We start from the raw sequence: 25,128 nt of genomic DNA on the forward strand, positions 1-25,128 counted from the left end.
ATGTCAGAAATTCTAACATTGCAAAAACCTCAATTTTGCATTAATTTTCAGAATATGATATACTAGGACAGTTATTTTATAATAGAAGGAGTATGGAAATGAAGAAAAAACTACTCATGTTATTGGCAAGCATTCTGCCAGTATTCTTTATTTTTACTGGCGTTAAAGCTGACGATACTATTGATGTCGTATTTGACAATGCTTACGCCCCATTCGAGTTTAAAGACTCAGATCAAATTTATAAAGGATTAGATGTTGACATCATCAACGAAGTAGCCAAGCGCTCAGGTTGGACCATGAATCAAAGCTTCCCAGGATTTGATGCAGCTGTCAACGCTGTACAGGCTGGATCTGCGGACGCCCTAATGGCAGGTACAACTATCACCGAAGCGCGTAAGAAAGTATTTACTTTCTCAGACCCTTACTTCGACACTAAAATCGTTATCGCTACCACAAAGGCAAATACCATCTCTTCATATAAGGACCTTAAAGGCAAGACTGTCGGTGTCAAAAACGGTACCGCAGCCCAAAACTTCCTAGAAGAAAATAAAGACAAGTACGGATACAACGTAAAAACTTTTGATACTGGCGATTTGATGTATAATAGCCTTTCTGCTGGTGCTGTTGATGCTGTAATGGACGACGAAGCGGTTATTCAGTACGCTATTCAACAAGGTCAAGATTTAAGCATTGATATTGACGGCGAAGCCATCGGTTCATTCGGTTTCTCTGTCAAAAAAGGTAGCCAATATGAATATCTTGTTGAAGACTTTAACAAAGCTTTAGCTGAGATGAAAAAGGATGGTACCTACGAAACAATCATGAACAAATGGTTGGGAGCTTCTACCACTTCTACCGAAAGTGCCGACTACTCATCTCGTTTAAGCTTAACAGGAAACGCATCAGCTAAAGCAACACCTGTCAAATCAAGCTACACAATTGTGGCAGATTCTTCTTTTGCTCCATTTGAATACCAAGATGAATCAGGTAACTATGTCGGGATTGACATGGAATTAATCAAGGCAATCGCTGAACAACAAGGATTTACTATTACCATTCAAAACCCTGGTTTCGACGCTGCACTAAATGCTGTTCAAGCTGGACAAGCTGATGCAGTTATTGCAGGTATGTCTATCACAGATGCTCGTAAGGAAATCTTTGACTTCTCAAACGCCTACTATACTTCAAACATCCTATTAGCTGTTAAAAATGGTAGTGACATCGCTTCTTACGAAGACTTAAAAGGGAAAACTGTCGGGGCTAAAAATGGTACTGCTTCATATAGCTTCTTAGAAGAAAACAAGGCAAAATATGGTTACACCCTAAAAGCCTTCGACGAAGCTTCAAGTATGTATGACAGTTTAAACTCTGGTTCTATCGATGCTCTTATGGATGACGAAGCCGTTCTTCTATATGCCATCCAACAAGGTCGCAACTTTGCAACACCAATCCCTGGCGAAAAATCAGGTGAATACGGATTTGCCGTAAAAAAAGGTGCCAACCCAGAATTGATTGAAATGTTTAACAACGGTTTAGCTGCCCTGGTTGAATCAGGCAAGTATGATGAAATCCTTAATAAGTATTTCAACTCAACTGAAGAAGCAGGCGCAACAACTTCAACTGTTGATGAGACAACGATTGTTGGTCTTTTGAAAAACAACTACGGTCAGTTGCTCTCAGGTCTTGGTATCACAATTGGACTTGCCCTTCTATCATTTGCTATTGCAATTGTCATCGGTATTATCTTCGGTATGTTTGCAGTCAGCCCAGTTAAAGCACTCCGTGTTACTTCATCTGTTTTTGTAGATGTTGTTCGTGGTATTCCGCTCATGATTGTCGCTGCATTCATCTTCTGGGGTATTCCAAACTTAATCGAGTCGATTACTGGTCAACAATCTCCAATCAATGACTTTGTCGCTGGTACGATTGCCCTATCCCTCAACTCTGGTGCCTATATTGCTGAGATTGTTCGTGGTGGTATTCAGGCAGTTCCAGCTGGTCAAATGGAAGCATCTCGCAGTTTGGGTATTTCCTACGGAACAACCATGCGTAAGATTATCCTACCTCAAGCTGGTAAAATTATGTTGCCTAACTTTATCAACCAGTTTGTTATTACTCTGAAAGATACTACTATCATTTCTGCGATTGGTTTGGTCGAACTCTTCCAAGCAGGTAAAATCATTATTGCACGTAACTACCAATCCTTCCGTATGTATGCAATTCTTGCTATCATTTACTTGGTAGTTATCACACTCTTGACTCGCTTAGCACGCAAACTCGAAAAAGGAGGCAAATAATGGCTCAATTAAAAATCAACGTCCATGACTTACACAAGTCTTATGGAAAAAACGAGGTCCTCAAAGGTATTACTGCTAAGTTCTATGAAGGGGATGTTGTTTGTATCATCGGCCCTTCTGGTTCAGGTAAATCGACCTTCCTTCGGACAATGAACTTACTTGAAACCATTACAAGTGGTCAAGTAACAGTCGATGGATATGACTTAACCGATCCTAAGACAGATGTTGACGCCTTCCGTTCAAATGTCGGAATGGTATTCCAACACTTCAACCTCTTCCCGCATATGTCTGTACTTGATAACATCACATTTGCGCCAATCGAACACAAATTGATGGACAAATCTGAAGCTGAAAAAGTCGGCATGGAATTATTGGAAAAAGTTGGATTGGCAGACAAACGCGACGCTATGCCAGACAGCCTTTCAGGAGGTCAGAAGCAACGTGTTGCCATCGCTCGTGCCCTCGCTATGAACCCAGACATCATGCTCTTTGACGAACCAACTTCCGCCCTTGACCCTGAAATGGTTGGAGACGTTCTTAACGTAATGAAAGACTTGGCTGAGCAAGGTATGACCATGTTGATCGTCACACACGAAATGGGCTTCGCCCGCAAGGTTGCTAACCGCGTTATCTTCACGGATGGCGGCGAGTTCCTTGAAGATGGTACACCAGAGCAAATCTTTGACAACCCACAACATCCACGTTTACAAGACTTCCTAGATAAAGTATTGAACGTGTAAAAATACAAAAAGCCTTTGACCAAGTGTGTCAGAGGCTTTTTAACATCTCACAATTAATACCTATAACATCTTTTTGTAAGACCAACCTTTCTCTTTCTTCTTTACTGCTTCAAAACCACATTTCTCAAATAGCTTTCGTGAACCAAGATTCCAATCGTAAATTTCTTCGACAAGTATTTCTACAAAGCCAAGCTCCCTTGCACGTTCTACCATTCGCTGCAATACCTTGGTTCCAATTCCTTTGTTCCAATACCGCTTATCTCCAATGGCAATGGCAAAATCATCTGCAAACAACGTCACATCACCAATTGGGATAAACTGTTCGTCTTCAAAAATTTCAATAAAGTAACATTCGCCATTTGTTGCCAAATAGCCATACATACGATTGAGCCGATCAAAAGTATAAGGTTCCTCATTTCCATCAACCAGCCAGACCAATTCTAGATCTTGGTGCCATTCAAAAGCAAAATCATGCTGACCATCATACCGACGTAAACGGACTTGTTTGTCTATTTCTAAAATGTCTGCTTGCTCAATTCCAGTGATTGCCATTTCGGATCCCCTCTCATTTACAATAAGTTCATTTTAACATATATCTCTATCAAAATCTATGAATATTATAGCACACGATTGACAAGCTTCTATCGATATGCTATATTAAAACAAATAAAGCATGCGAGGTAAGGAGAAATGGACAATAACAAGTAAACTCAATTTAAGTTCTATACTTATTTAGTAGTTTTCTTGCGTCCATTTTTCTGTTCCCTCTATTCCTTGAATAGGGTCTTTTTGAGCAGATTTCGACACACTACTAAATAGGTAGTGTGTTTTTTCTTGTAAAGGAGGCCTTATGCTACTAACCACTCAACACCTAACCCTCGACCATCAAAAAGATTTGAGAAATCTGGTTCATGACCTAAACCTCATTGTTAACTCTGGCGATAAAATAGCCATCATCGGCGAAGAAGGAAATGGAAAATCCAGTCTATTACTCACCTTGATGGATTCAACTCTTGTCGCCGACTACCTGCTCATATCAGGCAGCATTCACCGATATTTTCACTCGCCAGTCTACATTCCCCAAAGTCTTTCACTGGAAATGGCAGAGCTAACCTTGAACGACTACTTCTTTGGAGATATAGAGAGCAATATTGATTACGGCCTACTCTACCTCTATGCTGACCAGCTCCAGTTTGACAGTGAGCGATTTGCCAGTCAACAATTGATTGGAAGCCTGTCAGGTGGCGAAAAATTAAAAATTCAGTTAATCAAATCTCTAGCAACTCCATCTGATATTATTTTTCTGGATGAGCCGTCCAATGACTTGGATTTAGATACCTTACTTTGGCTTGAAAACTATATCATCACGAGCCCAAAGACCATCCTATTTGTTTCTCACGATGAAGACTTTCTTAGCAGAACAGCTACAAAAATCATTCACCTAGAATCAGTAAAAAAGAAAACACTTGCTCAGACCAAGGTTGAAGATCTTGACTACCAAGATTACGCATTGAGACGCCAACAAGCCTATAAGAAGCAAGTCCAACAAGCTCGGAACGACAAAAAAGAATTTGACAAAGCCATGAACAAGCATCTACGACAAAAATCACAGGTGCGCAATACCTTGCTCAATACACATGATGCTACTATGGGACGCCTCATTGCCAAGAAGATGAAGAATGTCTTATCACGTGAAAAACGCTATGAAAGAATGAAGAAAAATCTCACAGAAGTACCTTTTCATGAAGATGCCATTGCCCTCTTCTTCTCGGACATTTCACCACTACCAGCTAGAAAGCAAGTGCTTCACTTAGAAAACTTCCAATTGAACGTTGAAGAACGACAATTAGTTAGCAATATCCATTTCAACTTAAATGGACAAGAGAAAATTGGCATCATTGGAAAAAATGGAATTGGTAAATCCAGTTTTCTAAAGCTAATCTATCAAGAACTCAGGCAACGAGCAGATATAAACTTGGGATACATGCCCCAGCGCTATTCAGAAGTCCTTGATGAGTCTAAAACTCCACTTGATTTTTTATTTGAAAATGGCAATCGTGAGCAGGAACAACTCATCTTAACACATCTAGCCAGTCTGCAGTTTACACGACAAGAAGTTCAACACAGGATCTGTGAACTTTCAGGGGGACAAAAAGCCAAGTTACTCTTGTTAAAAATGGTTCTTGAACAAGCCAATTTTCTCTTGTTAGATGAACCCAGTCGAAACTTCTCTCCTACTTCTCAGCCATATATTCGTCAACTATTTGCCGATTATCCAGGTGGCTTGGTATGTGTATCACACGACAGACGTTTTTTGAAAGAAGTTTGTCAAAGAATCTACCGACTAACTGAGACTGGACTGGAAGAACTACAATAAATAATAAAAGGAAATTGGCGCACATGCCAAATTTCCTTTTCTAATAGTATTTCGAATGTATTCGCTTTACAGCTTATAGTTTATCAAGAGCAAGCTGTAAGTCCTCAATCAAATCATTGACATTTTCAAGTCCGATGGATAGGCGGATTTGATTTGGTGTGACACCAGCAGCAAGTAAATCTTCTGGAGCTAACTGAGCATGCGTGGTTGTAGCTGGATGAACTACTAGTGATTTGGCATCCGCGACGTTTGCTAAATTGGAAAAGATTTCCAAACTATCAATAACCTTACGCGCTTCTTCTGCTCCACCTTTTACTTGGAAAGAGAAAATAGAGCCAACTCCCTTAGGCAGGTATTTATCCGCCAAAGGCTTATAAGGACTATCTGGAAGTGATGGATAATTGACCGACTCTACCTGAGGATGACTAAGTAAAAAGTCAACAATTTTTTCAGCATTAGATACATGACGCTCTACACGGAGAGACAAGGTTTCTAACCCTTGCAAAAGCAAGAAGGCGTTGAATGGAGAAAGGGCAGCACCTGTATCACGAAGTAATTGTACACGAACTGCTACAATAAATGCAGCTGCACCAATATCACGAGTATAACTAATGTTATGATAGCTTGGATCTTCTTCAACAAATTGCGGAAACTTACCAGATACCGCCCAATCAAACTTGCCGCTATCGACAATCACACCGCCAATGGTCGTACCATGCCCACCGATAAACTTGGTTGCTGAATGGACGGCAATATCAACACCATGAGAAAATACATTAATCAAATATGGAGTTGCGAAGGTATTATCTGAAACAAGCGGGATGTGGTGGTTGTGTGCAATTTCTGCCAATTTTTCAAGATCAGGAATATTGATAACAGGATTTCCCAAGGTTTCAATAAATACAAGTTTTGTATTATCTTGAATGGCAGCTTCTACTGCTTCAAAGTCATCAATATCTACAAAGCTTGTTGTAATACCATAGCGAGGAAGAGTTTCTTTGAATAGGTTAAAAGTCCCACCATAGAGTGTCATTGCCGCCACAATGTGATCGCCAGCATGTGCCAATGCTAGAATAGTGTATGTGATAGCTGCCATTCCTGAAGAAGTGGCCAAGGCACCAATACCACCTTCTAAAGCTGCCACACGATTTTCAAAAGTAGAGACCGTCGGATTAGTGATACGAGTATAGATATTCCCTGATTTACGCAAGGCAAATAAATCTTCTGCTTCTTGAGCGTCTTCAAAAACATAGGAAGTAGTTTGATAGATGGGTACAGCACGTGATTTTGAAGTAGAATCAACTTCTTGTCCAGCATGGAGTTGAAGGGTTTCAAATGAAAATTCTCTAGTCATAAAGGTACTCCTTTGGTCTTTTTCTGTATTCTACCTCATTTTTACCATCTTGACTAATTCTTAAATATTAGAGATATGTATAGTTAACAACTATAGCCATAGGATCAGTTATTCTAGAAAAATAATATTCATTTTCCTTGAATAAAATAAGGACAAGATTTACAATAAGATTATGAATACCTTAATAGAATATATCGGTCCGATTATCCTCATAGCACTAATAATCTCTTATAGCATCTATCGCAGATGCCATCCTAATAATATGGACACTAAACAAGCGCTCAAATGTCCAAAATGTAAGTCAATAAAACTGCAAACTTACGTTCCAACACAAAAAAGATATTCTCGTAAAGCCGGTATGATTGGTCATGCAATCAATGGCATAGAGGGAGCTATGTTTGCAATGCTCTATGAAGCTGATCGGACTTATTATCGTTGTCAACATTGCGGTTACCGATTTTCTAGAAAGGAGAATCGTTTTATTTCTAACATCGAATAACCGCCATAATTTTAATAGCTATAATTCAAAAGTATTCACTCCAATTTTTATTAGCTGAAATATAATCCCATAAACGCATCATCAGACTTCTTCCTTTAAGATTCTAAGCTGATGCGTTTTTTTATTTATCTGTTACTCCAATCAGCATGAGATGTTTTCCTACAACTGTATCGGTTAACTGACTAGCTTAAAAATTCCTGTCCAATTTAGAAATGCCTTTCGACGCATTTGTTCAATTTCACAGCGAAATAATCCTGCTAAGGTTGCTCTATTTAAAACAATATCATTCTTACGAGAAAGGCTAGTTACTTTATTTACAAGCATCTCGACTTCTTCACCATCTCTAATTCCCATATCCCATAACTCTTGAAGTACTGATTTTTTATACATTTTCTCATATTCTGCCATACCTTGTAGTGTCCAGTAACGTTCATTATTCTCAACTTCTAACCATTGCCACACAATTTCTGTATCGGCTACATTAGGTTTTTCATGCTGACAGGATAGACAGAGGACCATCTGATTAGCCAGGCTCGTATCCTTGCTCCATTTGCTTGATACAATCTGACACACAGCTACACCATGAGAACTTTTACATCTCCAGCATTTTCCTTCAAGCAATTCATCAGCGCTCAAAATTCCTCTTTCTATCAAAGTATCATTCCAATACTCTGCAACTTTCGATACTTCAGCTTTCTTATTCAACAAATTAAACATTTTCATTCTCCTGTTATAATTACTTTTCTAATATCTGTGTCCGAACCATACTAGCCTGCAACATTGCTAACTCAACTACACAAGAATAATGACTTAAATCAAGATTTTCCAACAAACGATAAGATACAAATAACTTCGGTTGCAATCGTGTGAGAGGTTTTGACCATATTACTGCTTCTGACTGGAATTGTTTGAGTGCCTGAAAATAAATCTGATTGACTGTAAGATAGGCTCTACCATTTAGTAAATATGCATAATCTTGTATTAAATCTCTACAAAATGAAGCTACCCAAATAGCTGCGGTCTTCTCAGAATCAGCATCGTAATCGGCTAATAAGTCCAGCGTAATCAGACCTCCTTTTCCAAAATCCTTCGATTTCTGATTTCGCAATTTTTCAGCATTTATCGGAGTCGTCAAACCAAAATGATTAGCATAGGTTTCCCACTCTTTATAAATATCATTCCAAGAAATCTCTGTCATCCTTTTCATTTGCGACTCCTATTTTTCTTTTTGTGAGATTATCATAACACCGTTTTGATTTTTTGTCAAACGCGTTAAACAAAAATTGCAAAAAATATTTTTTAATGGTATAATTAGTTAAACAGATAAGGAGACAACCATGATTTTAGGTGATATTTTAAAAGAATACCGAAGCAAGAATAAATTATCAATGGATAAATTCGCTGAATTATCTGGTTTAACAAAAGGCTATATTTCTATGTTGGAAAAGAACCAGCATCCCAAAACCAAAAAAGCTCTCCTGCCAACGATGGATACACTAGAAAAAGTCGCTAAGGGCATGGCTATATCGGTTGGTGAGCTAATCGAGCAACTAGATTCCAATCAGGATATAGCTTTAACGATTACTCCTTCCCAATTTAAACTCTTTCAACAGCCTATTCATCCAGAGGTTCAAACCTTGGACAATGAATTAAAAGGTGATTTCCATGCACGATGGTTAACTTTTGGTCAAGAACAGTTAGCAGCTATGCAAACTGCCTCAGTTACTCCTTCTGCTTCTATTCTTCACTTGGATGACTACCGGGAGCGAATCGAATTACCTGTTCCTGGTAAGGTTTCTGCCGGTACAGGTTACTGGCAGGATACAGATATGAACAATCTTGTATCGTTCTATAACGATGAGATTCCGAATAACCAATCTTATGATACAATCGCTCAGGTTGTGGGAGATTCTATGGCTCCGCATATCAAGGATGGAGACTATCTCTTCATTCGCCTAACTCCTCATATTCCTCTAAATACGATTGGAATTTTTTCAGTCAATGGCGAAAATTTTGTTAAAAAGTTCAAAGGTGACTATTTGCAATCACTCAATTCTGACTATGATAACATCTATTTTAGCCCAGAAGACGATATTCGACCTATTGGTCAAGTTGTAGATATTTATAGTCCAGATTGATTTCTAAGCCTAGTTAATCACTAGTTATATTGGCTACATTCCTCCATCTAGTTTTGGAAAGTCTGTTCGTATAGCTGGCTTTTTTTCCTACTGAAAACAAACTGAAAAGCACAGTAAAAGGAGGCTATGACAGCCTCCTTTTATATGTCAAATTGGAAAAGTCCATTACCAGATAGTTATTTGACAACAAGTTAATGATTAAATAATTATTCTGCTACCCTTATGTCTCTGATTGTCCTCTTACTATTTGTCTAAAGTGTGGAGATTGCTTATTATGATGAAAATCGCTAGAGGTTTTTGTGATTTTCTAAGGTTATGTTCAAAAGTTACAACATCTTGAACACATAGTAGTTACGACACGAATAATCTTAGCCTACTTCTGATTGAACCGGGTAGCAAGGCTAAATAATGAGTTAATGCTATGCATTTGACAATGGATATCACAAATAGATATAAAACAGGGATAACGGACTTTTCCCCCTACTAGCATCCCTCTCTTTTTATTAGAGAAAGATGGCTAATAGTATATACACTTCTACGAACGCTAAAGAACTCCTTTCAGTAATTCAGATGGCGTTCAACATCTTAACTAACTCTTTCCTTTTTTCAATTAGATTATACCACTATTATAAAACGCTTTCAAATAATTATGTGCTCCAAAGTCAACTTTTTTACTTTTCTTTTTCCTTGATGAAGGTTTCCCACATTTTTTGTTGCGGCTTAGCAAATGGGTAGGTAGGAAAATCTTCTACAGAAACCCATTTCAATTCTTTTGATTCTGGAAGGTTAAGTGTTTCTGCCACACCTTCTACCATTTCTATCTGCCATTTGCGGTGACTAAAAATGTGCTGGACGGTATCAAATTCTTGCTCTTGCCAATCAACAGTCAGACCATAAAGTTCCGTAAAGCTCTGCCGAATATCTGGCTGAACAACTTCTTCTGCAACTTCAAAGAGAGAGACTTGTTTGTCAACGATTGCTCCTTTTTCCAAAAGCGGAAAAGACCAGAAACCTGATAGAAGACCTGCTTCATTATTTTTTTCCAATAAAAATTGATTGTCTTTATTTCTAATGAGAAATCCCTGGTAGGCCACGGGAATCGGCTTTTTCTTTGGTGCTTTGATTGGATACTTATCCATTGTACCGTTTAAGTAGGCTGCGCTAAAGGCTTTGACTGGGCTGTCCTGGGGACGTGGATTAACTGGCGATTCAATATCCGACCCCAGATCCATCAGGGCTTGGTTGAAATCGCCCGGTCGCTCTGGATCAATCAATAGCTCCATCATCGCTTGGAAAATCTTACGATTGGCAGGCAAACCAATATCATAATCAACCTCAAACAAGCGGCTGAGAACCCGCATCACATTGCCATCTACCGCTGGTTCTGGCAAGTCAAAAGCAATACTGGAAATTGCTCCAGCAGTATAGGGACCAATGCCCTTTAGGCTTGAAATGGCTGCATGCGTGGTCGGAAATTGCCCATCAAAATCTTCTACCATTTGCTGAGCCGCCTTTTGCATATTCCGCACGCGCGAATAATAGCCCAATCCCTCCCAGAGTTTGAGAATGACCTCCTCTGGTGCTTGTGCTAAATCACTAATCGTAGGCAAGTGATGGAGAAAACGTTCATAATAAGGAATGACCGTGTCTACTCTTGTCTGTTGAAGCATGATTTCAGAAACCCATATAGCATACGGGTCCCTTGTCCTTCTCCAAGGCAAGTCACGTTTATTAGCATCATACCAATCTAAGAGTGCCTTGCGAAAAGCTTGAATCTTTTCCTCCGGCCACATTTCGATTCCATATTCTTTCAAATCTAACATACATCTAGTATAACACAAAGAAAGGGAGTCAGCTTTTGCCAACTCCCTTATATCGTTTATAATCAAAATCAAACTAGCTCCAAAGGTTTGGGGAACCTTTGGAGGTTGGAAATAGAGCGAACGAAGTTCGTCTCTACAAAGGTTTGAGGAAACTTTGGAGGTTGGAGATTGAGCGAATGAATTTGTTTCTCTAAATCTAGCCAAGACTGTCTGTTTTTGATGTTCGAAGAATTTTATTCTACTTTACCTGTTACAAACATGGTAAAGCTTGCTGAAGCAAGTAGATGTTTATCTTGGTTTTCTATCTTAACTTCAACGACCTTTGTCCTGCTTCCATCATGTGTGCAAGAGCCTATTACTGATAAGGTATCACCCAGTTTAGCTGCCTTCATATAATGTATATTGGACTGTAGGGTAACAGAATAAGTCCCCCTTGCTACCGTTGTCAGACCTGCAACTGAATCTGCCAATGTGAAAAGAAAGCCTCCATGTGCTATGCCGTATGGATTGAGAGATTTTTCCGTCACCTTTGTGGTCAGTAGCACCTCTTTCTCATTGAGCATTGTAGCTTGATAGTCATCTAAAACCGTAATCGGTTGTAAGTTTAATTTATCTAACACTTTCATCCTCCTCTGTCTGCTGACTTGTTTGCATTTGATAATAAACGCCTTGTTCAGCCATCAATGCTTCATGATTTCCTTGTTCAACAATTTTTCCGTCCACCATGACCAAAATCAAGTCAGCTGATTGAATGGTTGATAGGCGATGAGCAATAATAAAGCTAGTCCGTCCTTCCATCAATTTGGCAAATGCTTCCTGTACTAAAATTTCTGTCCGTGTATCAATAGAGGAAGTCGCCTCATCTAAAATCAGGATTTTAGGTATTTTAACAAAGACACGCGCAATAGACAAAAGCTGACGTTGTCCCTGGGATAAGGCTTCACCTCCATCTGCCAAAACTGTATCGTACCCCTGCGGAAGCTGACGAATAAAGAAATCTGCATTAGCTGCCTTAGCCGCCTCAATGACCAATTCTCGTGTGGCATTTGGATAGCCATAGGCAATATTATCATGAATGGTACCAGATTTGATCCATGTCTCCTGTAAAACCATCCCAATCTGTCTGCGAAGATTCTCACGACTGTACTGGCTAATCGGAACTCCATCTAAAGTAATTTGACCAGCCGTTACATCGTAGAAGCGCATAAGCAGGTTAATCATGGTTGATTTCCCTGCACCAGTAGGTCCAACAATGGCTACCTTTTGGCCAGATTTGACATTAATGTTCAACTGTTCTATAAGAGAACGGTCAGGGCTATAAGAGAAAGACACATTTTCAAAGGAAATAGCTCCCTTCAGCTCCTCAGAGTCAATTTCCCGCTCAGCCTGATCGTCAATGCTATCTAAAGCCAAGATAGCAAACAGTCTGTCTGCACAAGCTAAGGCGCTCTGCAATTCCGATAGGACCGAGGAAATATCATTAAAAGGCTTGCTGTACTGACTAGCATAATTGAGAAAGGTTGTCAGCGATCCCACTGTGAAATTCCCTGTCATAATTCTCAGAGCTCCAAGTCCTGCAAGCAAGGCATAAATAATAGCATTGATAAAGCGAGTGCTTGGATTGACCGTTGAAGAGGCAAAGATAGCCTGTTGGGAATAGGTCGCATATTGGTCATTCACAACTTGAAAACCTTGCGTAAATTGCTCTTGAGCATTGAAAGATTGAACCAGTGTCAATTGACTGATGGACTCTTCCAAATGCTGAGATTGCTTCCCACGTGCCTGAGTCTGTTGTCTATAATAACCATAGGATTTCTTAGCGATATAGCGTGCCACAAGCAGAGAAACTGGAGTTAATGCCACAACCAGCAACATCATCGTCAAGTCAAGCCTAGCCATAGTGAAAATGGTTAGGAAAATGGTCAAGATACCAATGAAAAATTGATTGAAAATCATCAAGAGACCATTTGTTAATTGCTCACTATCACTTGAAAAACGAGCCACCAAATCACCGACTGATTGACGATCAAGATAAGATAGGGGCATCTGGTGCAGCTTCACATAGACCTGTTCACGCAAATCGGCCACCATTCCGTAAACCAAGCGATTGGTTACCAAAGGTAAGTACCATTGCACCAGCGTATTAAGCAAGATAACCATTACCATTTTGCCTAAGATACCGAGTAAGACCTGACCATCTGCTATCAATACTGCATCGACTGCCTGACCAATCAAAATCGGCAGATAAACTGTCAGAAGCACTTGCACCAAAGTTCCCACCAACATCAAGGACATTCGAAGAGGCTGGCGTAAAACCAATCTGACCAGTTCCTTAAAACTAGATTGTCTCATAGCTATCCTCCTCTCCTTGTTGTTGCGATTGGTGAATTTCTTGATAAATAGCAGAGCTTCTCAGCAAGTCCTCATGGCGACCAAGTCCAACTTGACGCCCTTGTTCCAAGACTAAAATCTGATCAGCTGTCCGTAAACTATTGGTTCTTTGTGACACCATGATTAAGTTTTGACCTGGTAATTCCTGGCGAATCGCCACTAATAACCGACTCTCTGTCAGATAATCCAGAGCAGATGTTGCATCATCCAAGATTAAAATCGGCGCTTTCTGTAAAATAGCGCGTGCAATGGTCAAACGTTGACGCTGTCCACCAGAAAAATTCTTACCAAAGGCTTCGACTGGGCTATCCAAACCACCCTTGTCTTCTATGAAAGATTTAGCTTGAGCAATTTCTAATGCAGACCATAAGTCACTATCAGATATTTCTTCCAATCCTAAAGATAGATTAGAACGAATAGTTCCAGCAAAAAGCTGAGCCTGTTGCGGAACGATAGCAATTCGCTGCCGCCATTCTTTTAAATTCTTGGGACTTTTTCCATCAATGAAGAGAGAGAGCTGATTTATTGGCACTGAATAGAGTGCCTGCAATAAATCTACTAGGGTGGATTTACCTGACCCAGTTCCCCCGATAATTCCCATAAACTGTCCCTTACGTAAGTCAAAAGCAATGTCAGACAGGGACTCCTCAGCAGATTTTGGATACGAAAAGGAAAGGTGGCGCACAGAAAAGATGATCTCCTTATCCTCGCTAACCACTTTTGGCAAACTAGACTCTACATCCTCAGATGTTTGGTCAAAAACCTCTTGAATACGCTGTGCTGAAATGTAGGTCTGGTTGAGAGTAGACACGACCATAATCATCTTGACCAATTCTACTAAAATTTGAAGAAGGTAGTTGATAAGAGCGACCAACATCCCCTGTTCCAACAAATTGTGTGAAATGGCTATATTTCCCTGCCAGATGAGAATGAGTAAGGTGCCGTTGACCACTAAAAATGTCAATGGTGATAAAAGACTAGACCAAAAACCTGCCCGCAACTGTTGCTTCTTATAAATCTGATTTATGCCTTGAAAAGCCTTAATTTCCCGCTCTCTTTGTCCAAATGCACGAATCACTCGCCAACCAGTCACTGTCTCACGTACCTGCCCCACCAAACCATCTAATTCTTTTCGCATCGATTGATAAATACGGCTGGTCATAACAGAAATGACTGTCACTATAAAAATCAATAGGATAATCATTCCTAGAAAATAGGCAGATAGACTTGGGCTAATATAGAATGCCATGATGAGCGAACCAAATACGACAATTGGAGCACGTAAAAACAAACGAAGAAAAGTATTAATACCCGTTTGAATTTGTAAAGTGTCGCTGGTCAATCGTGTCAGCAAGCTGGATGAGGAAAGAATATCTCGGCTAGACTTGGGAAGGGAAAGAACCTTCTGATACAAGTCATTCGTCAACTCTTTAGTCACTCCAACCGCTGCTTTAGCTGAATAATATTGCGCTATTAGTGAGACAATAATTCCAATACATGCTAGACCAACCAGTAAAAAAAGCATAGCAACCAGGTTTCCCTGGCTGCCATTTGGAATAATTGTATCAACGATATAGGCGATAATTAATGGTACCAAAAGCTCAAAACAAGCTTCCAATAGTTTGAAAACTGGACCTAATATGGATTCCTTAATATAGTCCTTAAAATATCGTGATAAAAATTTCATATTAACGGTGCTCCAAAGCCTGAACCGCAGTAATCAAGGTCAAGTTGTAAACATCATCAGGGTTACAACCACGAGACAAGTCGTTTACAGGCTGATTCAAACCTTGTAAAACAGGACCTACCGCTGCAAATCCACCCATACGTTCGGCAATTTTATAACCAATATTACCAGCTGAAATACCTGGGAAGATAAATACAGTCGCTTGACCAGCAACACTCGAACCTGGTGCTTTTAATTTACCTGTAGCAGGGACAAAGGCAGCATCAAATTGCAATTCACCGTCCAAATCCAACTCCGGACGCAATTTTTGAGCAATTTTAGTTGCTTCAACCACCTTATCAACTTTAGGACCTGAGCCAGAACCTTTTGTTGAATAGCTGAGCATTGCAACTTTTGGATCAATACCAAACATTTTAGCAGTACGTGCTGAGTTGATAGCAATTTCTGCCAAGGTTTGAGCATCTGGATCAATGTTGATAGCACAGTCACCAAAAATATAACGCTCTTCACCTTTTACCATCAAGAAGGCACCTGATGTTTTCGATACACCTGGCTCTGTTTTAATGATTTGAAGAGCTGGACGAACTGTTGAAGCGGTTGAATGAATCGCACCAGATACCATACCTTCTACTACGCCCATATATACCAACATAACACCAAAGTAGTTAACATCTTTCAACAACTCATGTGCCTGCTCTTCTGATACCTTACCTTTACGGCGCTCTACCAAAGCAGCTACCATCTCATCATATCTATCATAATGAGCTGGGTCAATAATTTCAAAACCTTCTGTAATCCCTTCAATGTCAAGGTAAATCTTAATACGATCTGGGTTTCCAAGCAAGACCGGTACTACATCCGACTCATTTACCAAACGTTTTGTCGCTTGCAAGATACGTGGTTCTTCACCTTCTGGCAATACGATACGTACTTTTTTACCCTCTAGCTTTGTAGCTAATTGCTCAAAAATTTTCATGAACAAACTCCTTAAATTTATTTACTTATTAACTGATTGATAACAGCCTGAAAATCCTCAGGAAGCGGTGCTTCCAAATCAATCCTTTCGGCTGAAAAAGGATTGTCGAAGGCTAAATTATGACAATGTAAGGCTTGACGTTCTATCCCACATTCCAAACTTCCACCATACATATCATCTCCTAACAACGGAAATCCAATGTGAGAAAAATGAACACGAATCTGATGAGTCCGCCCAGTATGTAGTTGAATATCTACTAAATGAATATCTCCCCAAGATTGTACAACACGATAGGAAGTATGAGCATATTTTCCATTCTTTGTCACACAACGGGTAATGATGCTATCTTCTGGACGACCGATAGGGGCAATAATATCCCCTGTCTCTTCTAGCTGCCCATTCCCCTTCACCAAAGCATAATAACGTTTATGAATAAGCTTGGCCTGTAACTGCTTATCGAGTCGTGCATGGGCATAGCCGTGCTTGGCAAACAGCATGACGCCTGATGTATCCCTATCCAGACGAGTCACAATATGAACCTGCTTATTCTCATAATTCTGCTCAATAAGATAACCTTTTACAAAATTTGCAATTGTAGATGAATGCAAGGCAGAAGGAATGGAGGCGTAGCCAACCGGCTTATTTATCGCCAGAAAATGATCATCTTCATAGACAATATCCAACGGAAAGAAAATCGGCTTTAAACTACCAGTCAAATCCTCTTCAGCAGGTATGTCAATTGTAACCCTATCTCCAATATCAAGCAAGTAAGTTGCATTTTGCTCAATATCGTTGACCCAGATATTGCCGCCGGTATACTTAATCTTTGCTAATAGGCCTTTAGAGACACCGTGTTTTTTAAGGAAAGTCTTTATTTTCGTATGTTGGTCAGCAATGAATTCAAACCGCATTACTCCACCTCTCCAATAAAGGCGTCCTTAACCCGATTCCAAAAACTAGTATGGCTCGGTGTTGCAACAAAATGAATCTTACTATTGTCTATCTGATACTCTATACTTTCAATACTATCATAGACAAAAGTCTTATTGTCCACCGCAATCGAGTAACGGTCACTATGCTTTGGTTCAATCACAATCTTGTCTTTTTTAGGGACAACAACGGATGAACCCAAGGTGCGGTAAACACGATTGTTCAAACTTGCCACTTCTGCAATCTGCAATGCCTCGATTGTTGGATGTAAAACAGCACCACCTAATGACTTGTTATAAGCTGTTGAGCCTGTTGGCGTTGAAACCGAAATTCCATCCCCTCTAAAGCGTTCGAAGGGCACATTGTTAATAATAATATCTGCGACCATGGTCTTAGAAAGACGTTTTACTGTCGCCTCATTTAAGGCACGCGCCTCGACAATGCGGCCATCTGTCATCTTGACCTTAACATTTAAAATCGGATACGATACTCTAGCACCTGTATCAAGCTTAAGATTTTCAATCAGCTTGTCCACTTCAAAATCGCGATAATCTGTATAAAACCCCAAATGACCCGTGTGAATTCCTACAAAACGTACACGATCAATCAACTTTTCATATTTGTGAAAAGCAGATAAAAGCATCCCATCTCCACCGATAGAAATGACAATATCTGGATTTTTAGGAGTCAAAATAAAATTTGCTTCTTTTAACTTTGTCCATAATTCTTTGGACACCGCTTCACTCTTAGGATTTCGACTAGCGAGCAGAGCGATTTTTTTTCTACCTGTATTCTTCATCTGTATCATCACTGTTGCCCACACCGTCATTCAGTTTGCGATAGGCAGGATCAAATAAGGCCTGCGCTTCTTGAATGTCGTTGCGGATTTTTCGCATCTCCTCATCTAATTCATAGGCAATTTTTGCTGTAACTTCCAAGCGTTTCTTGATTTCTTCTGGAAAATTCCCCTTATATTTATAATTCAGAGAATGTTCAATTGTAGCCCAGAAATTCATGGAAAGGGTTCGAATCTGGATTTCTGCCAGAACCGTCTCGTTGCCATTTATAGTATCCACAGGATACTCAATCACCACATGATATGAACGGTAGCCAGAAGCTTTCATATTGTTGATATAATCCCGTTCATGCACAATTTGCATATCCTTGCGTTTCCGCAAAATAGCTAATACTTCTTCAATGTCGTCCACAAATTGAACCATAATCCGAAGACCGGCAATATCTTGCATATCTTGAGCAAGATTTTCCAATTTGATATGTCGCAGGGCCATTTTTTCTTTAATGGATTCAATCGGTTTTACCCGTCCTGTGACAAACTCAATTGGAGAATGCCGATTAGCCTTGCGATACTGCTTGCGAATCCCCCGCAGTTTGATTTTCAATTCACCAACTGTCTGAATATAGGGGTCTAAAAATTCTTCCCAGTTAAAGTCCATACGGCCCCTTTCTTGTCAAAACTTTTAAATTGTATTAGAATAACACAAAGACTAATCTATTATAACACATTGAAAGGGTTTACTGCATGAAAAACCACCTTGAAATTGAGTATAAAACCTTATTGACCAAATCCGAATACAAACGCCTGCTTACTGACTTTTCAGATGTGAGCCCAATTCTTCAAACAAACCACTACATTGATACCCCAGACCTAGATATGAAGAACCACCGCTTTTCACTCCGTATTCGTACATTTGAAGACTCAGCAGAACTAACCTTAAAAATTCCACAAGAAGTCGGAAATCAAGAATATAACCAAGCTCTAGACATCCAAACTGCTCATAATTTACTGGAAAATTTTCAACTACCAGCAGGACAAATTTCTGACATTATTTCTGCAACAGAGATTCCACTTGATAAACTTGCTGTCTGGGGAAGCCTCACGACAAAACGCTATGAGAAACAGACATCTATAGGTCTTATGGCTCTCGATGAAAATGATTATGTGGGACAAAAAGATTATGAATTAGAAGTCGAAGTGACCGATGCAGATGCAGGGAAAATTCTTTTTGATGAATTCCTTAAGAAGAAATCAATTCAATTCAAATATGCTAGTAGTAAGGTCGCACGAACAGCTGCCTACATGAAATAACTATAAAAAATCAGCCAAATAAGGTTGATTTTTTAGTTTCACTACTGAAAATTTTTCATTTTTTTGATAGAATAGAACTATCTATTGTAAAAAATACTTTTATGTCATCATAAAAGCTCAGTGTGTAAAAGGAGTTACTTTAAAATGGTACAACCACTCGGTGAACATAACATTAAATTATTCTCACTCAATAGCAACCGTGATATTGCTGAAAAAATTGCTGATTCTGCTGGAATTCCTCTTGGAAAACTGTCTTCTCGTCAGTTTTCTGATGGTGAGATTCAAATTAACATTGAAGAATCTGTACGTGGCGTAGACGTCTACATTATCCAATCAACAAGCTATCCGGTCAATAACCACTTGTGGGAATTATTGATTATGATCGATGCTTGTAAACGTGCTAGTGCCAACACCATTACAGCGGTCATCCCTTATTTTGGCTATGCTCGCCAAGACCGTACCGCTTCTCCACGCGAACCAATTACAGCTAAATTAGTTGCAAATATGCTGGTTAAAGCTGGTGTCGACCGTGTATTGACTCTTGATTTGCACGCTTCACAAATTCAAGGTTTCTTTGACATTCCAGTGGACAATCTCCTTACGGAACCACTTTTTGCAGCCTACTACATGGAAAAAGGACTCTGCGGAGAAGATGTCGTCATTGTGAGTCCTAAAAATTCTGGTATCAAACGAGCTCGTAATATCGCTGAATTTCTAAATGCACCGATTGCGATTATCGACTACGCTCAAGATGATTCTGAACGTTCTGAAGGCTATATTATTGGTGATGTTGCTGGTAAAAAAGCTATTTTGGTGGACGATATTCTCAATACTGGTCGCACTTTCTCACAAGCTTCAAAAATTGTCCAAGAAGGTGGTGCTACTGAAATTTATGCAGTTGCCAGCCATGGCCTCTTTGCGGGAACTGCAGCCCAACTCTTAGATGAAGCACCAATCAAAGAAATATTAGTTACCGATTCTGTTGCAAGCAAAGAACAGCATCCTAAAAATATCGCCTTCCTAACAGCTAGTGACTTGATTGCAGATGCCATCCACCGCATCCAAGAACATCAGCCACTCAGCCCACTTTTCAAATTTACTAGTCCTGAAAAAGAAAACTAGGAGTAAACTCTTTGATTTATTTAGATAATGCAGCGACCACTGCTCTATCTCCTACTGCACTCCAACGGATGATGGAAGTGGCTCAAGAAAATTATGGAAACCCCTCCAGTATCCATCAAAGCGGTCGGAAAGCCAATCAATATCTTAGACAAAGTCGTCAAGAGATTGCTCAGATTCTCTCCGCCTCTCCTGAACAAATTATTTTCACATCTGGAGGCTCCGAAGCTGATACTTTAGCTATTCAAGGCTATGCACTTGCACATCAATCCAAAGGAAAACACCTGATTACTACGGCTATCGAACACCATGCTGTCCTCCATACCATGCAATATCTAGAGGAGCGGTTTGGGTTCGAGGTAACCTATATCCAACCAGTCGATCAAGTAATCACCGCTCAACAAATTCAGGATGCCCTTCGACCAGATACTATTTTAGTCAGCGTTATGTTTGCTAACAATGAGACCGGTCAGCTACTTCCCATCAAGGAAATTGGAGAGCTCCTAGCCGATCATCAGGCCGTCTTTCATGTAGATGCTGTTCAAGCAATTGGAAAAATTGCAATTGCTCCCACTGACTACGGAATTGACTTCCTCGCAGCCTCTGCCCATAAATTCCATGGTCCAAAGGGGATGGGATTCCTGTATAGTAACGTTCATAAATTTGATTCCTTGATCCACGGCGGAAAGCAGGAACAGCAACATCGAGCAGGTACTGAGAATCTCCCTGCTATTGCTGCTATGGCGACTGCCCTAACAGAACAATATGAGTCCTTAGATACGCATCATAAGCATGTCAGTGAACTGCAACAACATATTATCAAGGGATTGTCTGGCTTAGACTATTATCTCAATCAGGCTGGACCTCATCTCCCTCATGTCCTTAATATCGGTTTTCCTGGTAAACTTAATGAACAACTACTCATGCAACTAGATTTGGCAGGTATCGCTGTTTCTAGCGGTTCCGCATGTACGGCAGGTGTTGTCCAAAATAGCCATGTTTTAGAAGCTATGTATGGAAAAGACTCCCATCGTCTGAAAGAATCCATTCGTATCAGCCTATCTGAAATCAATACAAAAGAAGAGATAGATACTCTTATCATCGAACTAAAGAAAATACTTGGAGGTTAAAATGGCATTCCAACAATCAGTTACCTTAAAAGATTGTAATTTTACTTATCACATTAGCCCTGCTATCAAAAAATATACACTCCGTGATAACACCTTTGAACAAAGCAAAGCAGGTCACTATCAGCTTACACGTCTTCTGGAAGAAATTCCAAATTCAAACCAAGGATTCCTCTTGAAAATTATTATCAATCAAGACCTAACTGGTTTTAAAATTAACATTACCGACAAGTCTGGTCTTCATCTGGTAAACATTTTTAAGCCAGAAAGTAATAAGGTTATTCAAGAAAAATTCTATTTCCTCATGGATAGCTTGATTGACCGTGACATCTTTACAAAAGAGGGTTAGTATGATTGAAATTCACTATCTTGACGCTTACAAGCAAGAGCGTATCCAAACATTTGAGAATAAAGATGCAGCCATTCTGGCTTTTTCTGGTTGCTTAACCCTCCCAGACTATTATCCAGTTACCAGCATTACACAAGACGGACAAGCTCTGGATTACAAAGGGACAATCGGGAATCTCTATCGCTATTTACAAACACTAGATTAGACAGTTTCCTGTTTAATCTTTTTTTAAAATCAATCTGTTGATTTTTTCACAAACTTGGACTAGAATAGAATAAAGAACTGTTTAATATATAAATAATCGATAAAGCGTATTCTATCGAAATAAAGGAGTCTAAAGTGAAAAACGATAAAAAATCTGATATTCCACGCGCAACTGCCAAACGTCTATCCCTCTACTATCGCATTTTTAAACGTTTCTATGCAGGAAATATTGAAAAAGCTAGTTCAAAAGAAATTGCTGAAGCTATCGGAATCGATTCGGCTACCGTCCGCCGAGATTTTTCCTATTTTGGAGAGCTTGGTCGTCGTGGCTTTGGCTACAATGTCAAAGAGTTGATGGATTTCTTTGCGGATATTCTAAATGATACCTCCATCACCAATGTTATGCTTGTTGGAGTCGGGAATATGGGGCGGGCCTTGCTACACTATCGCTTCCACGAACGAAATAAAATGAAAATAGTCATGGCTTTTGAAGCAGATGATAATCCAGCTGTTGGAACGACAGATGAAAATATCCCAATCCATGCAATCTCAGAAATCAAGGAACGTATCAGCGAAGCAAACTCTCAGACAGCCATTCTAACGGTACCCAGCGTCAAGGCACAAGAAGTGACCGATATTCTTGTTGAGGCTGGTGTTAAGGGGATTCTGAGCTTTTCGCCAGTTAACTTGTCTGTCCCAAAAGATGTCGTTGTTCAGTATGTTGATTTGACTAGTGAATTACAAACACTACTCTACTTTATGCGAAAAGGATAAGCAATGAAAAAACCAGTTATTGGTATTTCTGGAAATGAATATAAAACAGGGGATCATACAGAACCCCTGCTTTCTTATACCCAGACTTGCCTCGTACAAGCTATTGAAGATGCCGGTGGACTCCCACTCATCCTTCCTGTTACAGAGCCTGATTTGGCAAAATATTATATCCATCTTATTGATAAACTCATCCTAACAGGAGGACAAAATGTCCAGCCAAGTTACTATCACGAAGAAAGGACTATTGACAGCGATAATTATCTACCAAAGCGTGACGAGTTTGAATTAGCTCTCATAAGGGCTGCCCAAGAAAATCAGAAACCTATCTTCGGTATCTGCCGAGGTCTACAGCTCTACAATGTAGCTCAAGGTGGTAGCCTTCATCAATCAATTTCTGAACATTGGCAAGACATAGACGGACAAGAAGTCAGTCAAACGATTCAACTGACTCAAAATAGTCCACTTTACGACATATATAAGTCCGATCCGAGTGTAAACTCATTTCACCGCCAGGCTATCAAAGACTTAGCACCTGACTTAGAAATCATTGCACTATCGGATAATCAACAGATTATTGAAGCAGTTCATTCAGCCTACCCAACTAAATTTTTAGGGGTTCAATGGCATCCTGAACTACTCTACGGTAAACGTGAGATTGAAAAAGACCTCTTCCACTATATTGTCAATAAACTTTAAAATAACTCACTTTCTTCTCTAAAAGAATAGTAATCCTTATTTCCAACAATTAAATGATCTAATAATACCAGTCCTAGCTTTTCGCAGGACTCTTTTAAATTCTCCGTAAATAGCAAATCATTCCTACTCGGTTGTACTGAACCCGACGGGTGGTTGTGAACGATGATAATCGATGTTGCCATACATTTTACTGCGTAATGCAAAATTTCACGTGGTTCTGCAATGCTACGATTAACACTCCCAATAAAAATCGTTTTTTGACTGATAATCTGGTTCTGTGTATTGAGATAAAGTGCAACAAGATGCTCCTGCTTCTTATGCCCGATTTCATGAATCATCTTACGTCCCAACTTCTCACTTCCCAAAATTCTCTCATTTAAGAGTAGCTCTGATTGATTGATACGTTTTCCAAGTTCAATCATAGCCTTAATTTCAATCGCCTTGACGCGCCCAATTCCAGTCAAACTTTGCAATTCTTCAATTGATAATTCTCTTAGAGCCGCTAAACTCTCTAAACGATTCAATAATTTATTGGAGAGAATAGAAACAGGTTCTTTTTTTGTTCCAGTTCTAATAAAAATTGCTAGTAATTCCTGATTACTGAGACGCTCAGCTCCAACTTCTACTAAACGTTCTCTAGGTAGAATAGCCTCTTCTTTAAATTCAATTTGATACATAATTTCCTCCTCACCTATCTATTCGTAAAATCTTGCAAAAAAAGAAGCCATATAAAACCAAAGAATATCTCCTCAGTCTTATACCACTTCTTAATCCTTAATATATAGATGTTTTATTGTCCATAATCATACTGATTATAACTCTTATTGAAGGAATCTAAGATGTCTTTTGCAGTTTCATTATATGGAGTTGTTGATTCAAGAACTCCTTTTACAATGATACGTTGTGTTGCATTATAGTCCGTACATGTTACCAAGGTAACTTCTGTACGTCCTTCTACATCATCAATGACATAGACACTTTCAGGCGAAACAATTTCCACACTATCAATAACGTAGGTGTAAACATTGGTCTTGTCAGTAATATAGATTTTCATGCCGTTTTTAGCACGATCAAGCGGTGAAAAGAGAACATCTGCCGCACCAGTTACACCAAAAATATGGTGGCTGGCCAACGCATAATTTCCTTTCCCCATCTCTTGATTTTCCTTCATGGTACCAGCTCCATACATGAGCGAAGTATTGAAGACCCCTTTAAAAATAGGAAGATTGATACCAAGCTCGGGAACCGCAATTCCACCAATTACAGGTAAGCGTTGTGCATCCCACTGTGCTGCTAAAATAGCCTCTGTAGAAATAGACTGAACCTGATCGAAATCAAATGTTGTTTCAGCCTGTTTATTCTTTTCTATATCCTCTGTCGTAACATTGCTAATCTGGTATTTATTCGTATTCCAGCCGATAATAAAATTACGGATAGAGGTGTTGAATATCAACGCTAGGGAAATCAGTATCAATACAACTGTTAAAAGATTGCGCCAAAAAGAACCTTTACGCTTCTTCTTGTTTTCACGTTTTGACAT

General features: G+C 39.5%; 26 protein-coding genes. 12 read left to right on the top strand and 14 right to left on the bottom strand.

Features of this window, described 5'->3' with window-relative positions; genetic code table 11:
• The first annotated feature begins 98 nt into the window (after nucleotides 1-98).
• Complete coding sequence (locus ODU46_RS00165) at nucleotides 99-2,297, top strand: ABC transporter substrate-binding protein/permease (protein ID WP_249549847.1); 2,199 nt, start codon at nucleotides 99-101, stop codon at nucleotides 2,295-2,297.
• Nucleotides 2,297-3,037, top strand: coding sequence for an amino acid ABC transporter ATP-binding protein (locus ODU46_RS00170; RefSeq protein ID WP_002940438.1), 741 nt, complete (start codon nucleotides 2,297-2,299; stop codon nucleotides 3,035-3,037). The genes ODU46_RS00165 and ODU46_RS00170 overlap by 1 nt, the downstream gene beginning before the upstream one ends.
• Nucleotides 3,038-3,097: 60 nt before the next feature.
• Here the strand turns inward: ODU46_RS00170 and ODU46_RS00175 are convergent, their stop codons facing one another.
• Nucleotides 3,098-3,589: a GNAT family N-acetyltransferase gene (locus tag ODU46_RS00175; RefSeq protein WP_074391072.1), complete on the bottom strand. Its 492-nt coding sequence runs from the start codon at nucleotides 3,587-3,589 to the stop codon at nucleotides 3,098-3,100.
• A 298-nt stretch (nucleotides 3,590-3,887) separates the two neighbouring features.
• Between ODU46_RS00175 and ODU46_RS00180 the strand changes: the two genes are divergently transcribed.
• Nucleotides 3,888-5,414 carry an ATP-binding cassette domain-containing protein gene (locus ODU46_RS00180; RefSeq protein ID WP_398579044.1) on the top strand — a complete coding sequence of 509 codons (1,527 nt, stop codon included), beginning with the start codon at nucleotides 3,888-3,890 and terminating at the stop codon, nucleotides 5,412-5,414.
• 73 nt (nucleotides 5,415-5,487) lie between these two features.
• Here ODU46_RS00180 and ODU46_RS00185 read toward each other — a convergent pair whose 3' ends face one another.
• Nucleotides 5,488-6,768 carry an O-acetylhomoserine aminocarboxypropyltransferase/cysteine synthase family protein gene (locus tag ODU46_RS00185; protein WP_398579045.1) on the bottom strand — a complete coding sequence of 427 codons (1,281 nt, stop codon included), beginning with the start codon at nucleotides 6,766-6,768 and terminating at the stop codon, nucleotides 5,488-5,490.
• A gap of 262 nt (nucleotides 6,769-7,030) precedes the next feature.
• On the opposite strand from ODU46_RS00185, the gene ODU46_RS00190 reads away from it, so the two are divergent.
• Nucleotides 7,031-7,267: a hypothetical protein gene (locus ODU46_RS00190; protein WP_032515138.1), complete on the top strand. Its 237-nt coding sequence runs from the start codon at nucleotides 7,031-7,033 to the stop codon at nucleotides 7,265-7,267.
• A gap of 174 nt (nucleotides 7,268-7,441) precedes the next feature.
• Here ODU46_RS00190 and ODU46_RS00195 read toward each other — a convergent pair whose 3' ends face one another.
• Complete coding sequence (locus ODU46_RS00195; protein ID WP_074391075.1) at nucleotides 7,442-7,984, bottom strand: hypothetical protein; 543 nt, start codon at nucleotides 7,982-7,984, stop codon at nucleotides 7,442-7,444.
• Nucleotides 7,985-8,003: 19 nt separating this feature from the next.
• Entirely contained in the window at nucleotides 8,004-8,474 is a 471-nt protein-coding gene (locus ODU46_RS00200; RefSeq protein WP_074391076.1) for a hypothetical protein, read from the bottom strand.
• 130 nt (nucleotides 8,475-8,604) lie between these two features.
• Between ODU46_RS00200 and ODU46_RS00205 the strand changes: the two genes are divergently transcribed.
• Nucleotides 8,605-9,405, top strand: a complete 801-nt coding sequence (locus ODU46_RS00205; protein WP_398579046.1) for a helix-turn-helix domain-containing protein — start codon at nucleotides 8,605-8,607, stop codon at nucleotides 9,403-9,405.
• 671 nt (nucleotides 9,406-10,076) lie between these two features.
• On the opposite strand, the gene mutY is transcribed toward ODU46_RS00205, so the two are convergent.
• The 8 genes from mutY to ODU46_RS00245 form a co-directional block, all read right to left on the bottom strand.
• Nucleotides 10,077-11,228: an A/G-specific adenine glycosylase gene (gene mutY, locus ODU46_RS00210; protein WP_398579047.1), complete on the bottom strand. Its 1,152-nt coding sequence runs from the start codon at nucleotides 11,226-11,228 to the stop codon at nucleotides 10,077-10,079.
• Between the two features lie 233 nt (nucleotides 11,229-11,461).
• A complete protein-coding gene (locus ODU46_RS00215; RefSeq protein ID WP_398579048.1) occupies nucleotides 11,462-11,854 on the bottom strand; it encodes a PaaI family thioesterase in 393 nt (130 codons plus the stop codon).
• A complete protein-coding gene (locus ODU46_RS00220) occupies nucleotides 11,838-13,580 on the bottom strand; it encodes an ABC transporter ATP-binding protein (RefSeq protein ID WP_395382069.1) in 1,743 nt (580 codons plus the stop codon). Before ODU46_RS00220 ends, ODU46_RS00215 begins: the two co-directional genes overlap by 17 nt.
• On the bottom strand, nucleotides 13,567-15,306 hold the full coding sequence (locus ODU46_RS00225) for an ABC transporter ATP-binding protein (protein WP_395382070.1): 1,740 nt from the start codon (nucleotides 15,304-15,306) through the stop codon (nucleotides 13,567-13,569). The genes ODU46_RS00220 and ODU46_RS00225 overlap by 14 nt, the downstream gene beginning before the upstream one ends.
• A gap of 1 nt (nucleotide 15,307) precedes the next feature.
• Nucleotides 15,308-16,282, bottom strand: coding sequence for a phosphate acetyltransferase (gene pta / locus ODU46_RS00230; protein ID WP_012775151.1), 975 nt, complete (start codon nucleotides 16,280-16,282; stop codon nucleotides 15,308-15,310).
• A gap of 17 nt (nucleotides 16,283-16,299) precedes the next feature.
• Complete coding sequence (locus tag ODU46_RS00235; protein ID WP_012027041.1) at nucleotides 16,300-17,193, bottom strand: RluA family pseudouridine synthase; 894 nt, start codon at nucleotides 17,191-17,193, stop codon at nucleotides 16,300-16,302.
• Nucleotides 17,193-18,011, bottom strand: a complete 819-nt coding sequence (locus ODU46_RS00240) for an NAD kinase (RefSeq protein WP_002935241.1) — start codon at nucleotides 18,009-18,011, stop codon at nucleotides 17,193-17,195. Before ODU46_RS00240 ends, ODU46_RS00235 begins: the two co-directional genes overlap by 1 nt.
• A complete protein-coding gene (locus tag ODU46_RS00245; RefSeq protein WP_002935242.1) occupies nucleotides 17,995-18,666 on the bottom strand; it encodes a GTP pyrophosphokinase family protein in 672 nt (223 codons plus the stop codon). Before ODU46_RS00245 ends, ODU46_RS00240 begins: the two co-directional genes overlap by 17 nt.
• Before the next feature lie 86 nt (nucleotides 18,667-18,752).
• Here ODU46_RS00245 and ODU46_RS00250 point away from each other — a divergent pair, with 86 nt between their 5' ends.
• From ODU46_RS00250 to ODU46_RS00280, 7 genes are all read left to right on the top strand, one after another.
• Nucleotides 18,753-19,319, top strand: coding sequence for a CYTH domain-containing protein (locus ODU46_RS00250; protein ID WP_230332897.1), 567 nt, complete (start codon nucleotides 18,753-18,755; stop codon nucleotides 19,317-19,319).
• A 144-nt stretch (nucleotides 19,320-19,463) separates the two neighbouring features.
• Nucleotides 19,464-20,441: a ribose-phosphate diphosphokinase gene (locus ODU46_RS00255; RefSeq protein ID WP_012775438.1), complete on the top strand. Its 978-nt coding sequence runs from the start codon at nucleotides 19,464-19,466 to the stop codon at nucleotides 20,439-20,441.
• Between the two features lie 11 nt (nucleotides 20,442-20,452).
• Complete coding sequence (locus tag ODU46_RS00260) at nucleotides 20,453-21,568, top strand: cysteine desulfurase family protein (RefSeq protein WP_205027917.1); 1,116 nt, start codon at nucleotides 20,453-20,455, stop codon at nucleotides 21,566-21,568.
• Between the two features lies 1 nt (nucleotide 21,569).
• On the top strand, nucleotides 21,570-21,914 hold the full coding sequence (locus tag ODU46_RS00265) for a DUF1831 domain-containing protein (RefSeq protein WP_024402190.1): 345 nt from the start codon (nucleotides 21,570-21,572) through the stop codon (nucleotides 21,912-21,914).
• A 1-nt stretch (nucleotide 21,915) separates the two neighbouring features.
• Entirely contained in the window at nucleotides 21,916-22,119 is a 204-nt protein-coding gene (locus tag ODU46_RS00270) for a DUF4649 family protein (protein WP_205027916.1), read from the top strand.
• Between the two features lie 134 nt (nucleotides 22,120-22,253).
• Nucleotides 22,254-22,892 (top strand): redox-sensing transcriptional repressor Rex, encoded by a 639-nt coding sequence (locus ODU46_RS00275; protein WP_002935251.1) that lies wholly within the window; start codon nucleotides 22,254-22,256, stop codon nucleotides 22,890-22,892.
• A gap of 3 nt (nucleotides 22,893-22,895) precedes the next feature.
• Nucleotides 22,896-23,588 carry a gamma-glutamyl-gamma-aminobutyrate hydrolase family protein gene (locus ODU46_RS00280; protein WP_029171701.1) on the top strand — a complete coding sequence of 231 codons (693 nt, stop codon included), beginning with the start codon at nucleotides 22,896-22,898 and terminating at the stop codon, nucleotides 23,586-23,588.
• On the opposite strand, the gene radC is transcribed toward ODU46_RS00280, so the two are convergent.
• Both radC and ODU46_RS00290 read right to left on the bottom strand, forming a co-directional pair.
• On the bottom strand, nucleotides 23,585-24,265 hold the full coding sequence (radC, locus tag ODU46_RS00285) for a DNA repair protein RadC (protein WP_002935253.1): 681 nt from the start codon (nucleotides 24,263-24,265) through the stop codon (nucleotides 23,585-23,587). The genes ODU46_RS00280 and radC overlap by 4 nt on opposite strands.
• A 113-nt stretch (nucleotides 24,266-24,378) precedes the next feature.
• Entirely contained in the window at nucleotides 24,379-25,128 is a 750-nt protein-coding gene (locus tag ODU46_RS00290; RefSeq protein WP_002940809.1) for a class A sortase, read from the bottom strand.

Source organism: Streptococcus sp. 2020WUSS089 (assembly GCF_044427405.1).
Classification (GTDB): Bacteria; Bacillota; Bacilli; order Lactobacillales; family Streptococcaceae; genus Streptococcus; species Streptococcus hashimotonensis.

Excerpts from the sequence above, each read along its gene's own strand:
- ODU46_RS00165 (WP_249549847.1), top strand. The coding sequence starts at position 99 with ATGAAGAAAAAACTACTCATGTTATTGGCAAGCATTCTGCCAGTATTC.
- ODU46_RS00170 (WP_002940438.1), top strand. The coding sequence starts at position 2,297 with ATGGCTCAATTAAAAATCAACGTCCATGACTTACACAAGTCTTATGGA.
- ODU46_RS00175 (WP_074391072.1), bottom strand. The coding sequence starts at position 3,589 with ATGGCAATCACTGGAATTGAGCAAGCAGACATTTTAGAAATAGACAAA.
- ODU46_RS00180 (WP_398579044.1), top strand. The coding sequence starts at position 3,888 with ATGCTACTAACCACTCAACACCTAACCCTCGACCATCAAAAAGATTTG.
- ODU46_RS00185 (WP_398579045.1), bottom strand. The coding sequence starts at position 6,768 with ATGACTAGAGAATTTTCATTTGAAACCCTTCAACTCCATGCTGGACAA.
- ODU46_RS00190 (WP_032515138.1), top strand. The coding sequence starts at position 7,031 with ATGGACACTAAACAAGCGCTCAAATGTCCAAAATGTAAGTCAATAAAA.
- ODU46_RS00195 (WP_074391075.1), bottom strand. The coding sequence starts at position 7,984 with ATGTTTAATTTGTTGAATAAGAAAGCTGAAGTATCGAAAGTTGCAGAG.
- ODU46_RS00200 (WP_074391076.1), bottom strand. The coding sequence starts at position 8,474 with ATGAAAAGGATGACAGAGATTTCTTGGAATGATATTTATAAAGAGTGG.
- ODU46_RS00205 (WP_398579046.1), top strand. The coding sequence starts at position 8,605 with ATGATTTTAGGTGATATTTTAAAAGAATACCGAAGCAAGAATAAATTA.
- mutY (WP_398579047.1), bottom strand. The coding sequence starts at position 11,228 with ATGTTAGATTTGAAAGAATATGGAATCGAAATGTGGCCGGAGGAAAAG.
- ODU46_RS00215 (WP_398579048.1), bottom strand. The coding sequence starts at position 11,854 with ATGAAAGTGTTAGATAAATTAAACTTACAACCGATTACGGTTTTAGAT.
- ODU46_RS00220 (WP_395382069.1), bottom strand. The coding sequence starts at position 13,580 with ATGAGACAATCTAGTTTTAAGGAACTGGTCAGATTGGTTTTACGCCAG.
- ODU46_RS00225 (WP_395382070.1), bottom strand. The coding sequence starts at position 15,306 with ATGAAATTTTTATCACGATATTTTAAGGACTATATTAAGGAATCCATA.
- pta (WP_012775151.1), bottom strand. The coding sequence starts at position 16,282 with ATGAAAATTTTTGAGCAATTAGCTACAAAGCTAGAGGGTAAAAAAGTA.
- ODU46_RS00235 (WP_012027041.1), bottom strand. The coding sequence starts at position 17,193 with ATGCGGTTTGAATTCATTGCTGACCAACATACGAAAATAAAGACTTTC.
- ODU46_RS00240 (WP_002935241.1), bottom strand. The coding sequence starts at position 18,011 with ATGAAGAATACAGGTAGAAAAAAAATCGCTCTGCTCGCTAGTCGAAAT.
- ODU46_RS00245 (WP_002935242.1), bottom strand. The coding sequence starts at position 18,666 with ATGGACTTTAACTGGGAAGAATTTTTAGACCCCTATATTCAGACAGTT.
- ODU46_RS00250 (WP_230332897.1), top strand. The coding sequence starts at position 18,753 with ATGAAAAACCACCTTGAAATTGAGTATAAAACCTTATTGACCAAATCC.
- ODU46_RS00255 (WP_012775438.1), top strand. The coding sequence starts at position 19,464 with ATGGTACAACCACTCGGTGAACATAACATTAAATTATTCTCACTCAAT.
- ODU46_RS00265 (WP_024402190.1), top strand. The coding sequence starts at position 21,570 with ATGGCATTCCAACAATCAGTTACCTTAAAAGATTGTAATTTTACTTAT.
- ODU46_RS00270 (WP_205027916.1), top strand. The coding sequence starts at position 21,916 with ATGATTGAAATTCACTATCTTGACGCTTACAAGCAAGAGCGTATCCAA.
- ODU46_RS00280 (WP_029171701.1), top strand. The coding sequence starts at position 22,896 with ATGAAAAAACCAGTTATTGGTATTTCTGGAAATGAATATAAAACAGGG.
- radC (WP_002935253.1), bottom strand. The coding sequence starts at position 24,265 with ATGTATCAAATTGAATTTAAAGAAGAGGCTATTCTACCTAGAGAACGT.
- ODU46_RS00290 (WP_002940809.1), bottom strand. The coding sequence starts at position 25,128 with ATGTCAAAACGTGAAAACAAGAAGAAGCGTAAAGGTTCTTTTTGGCGC.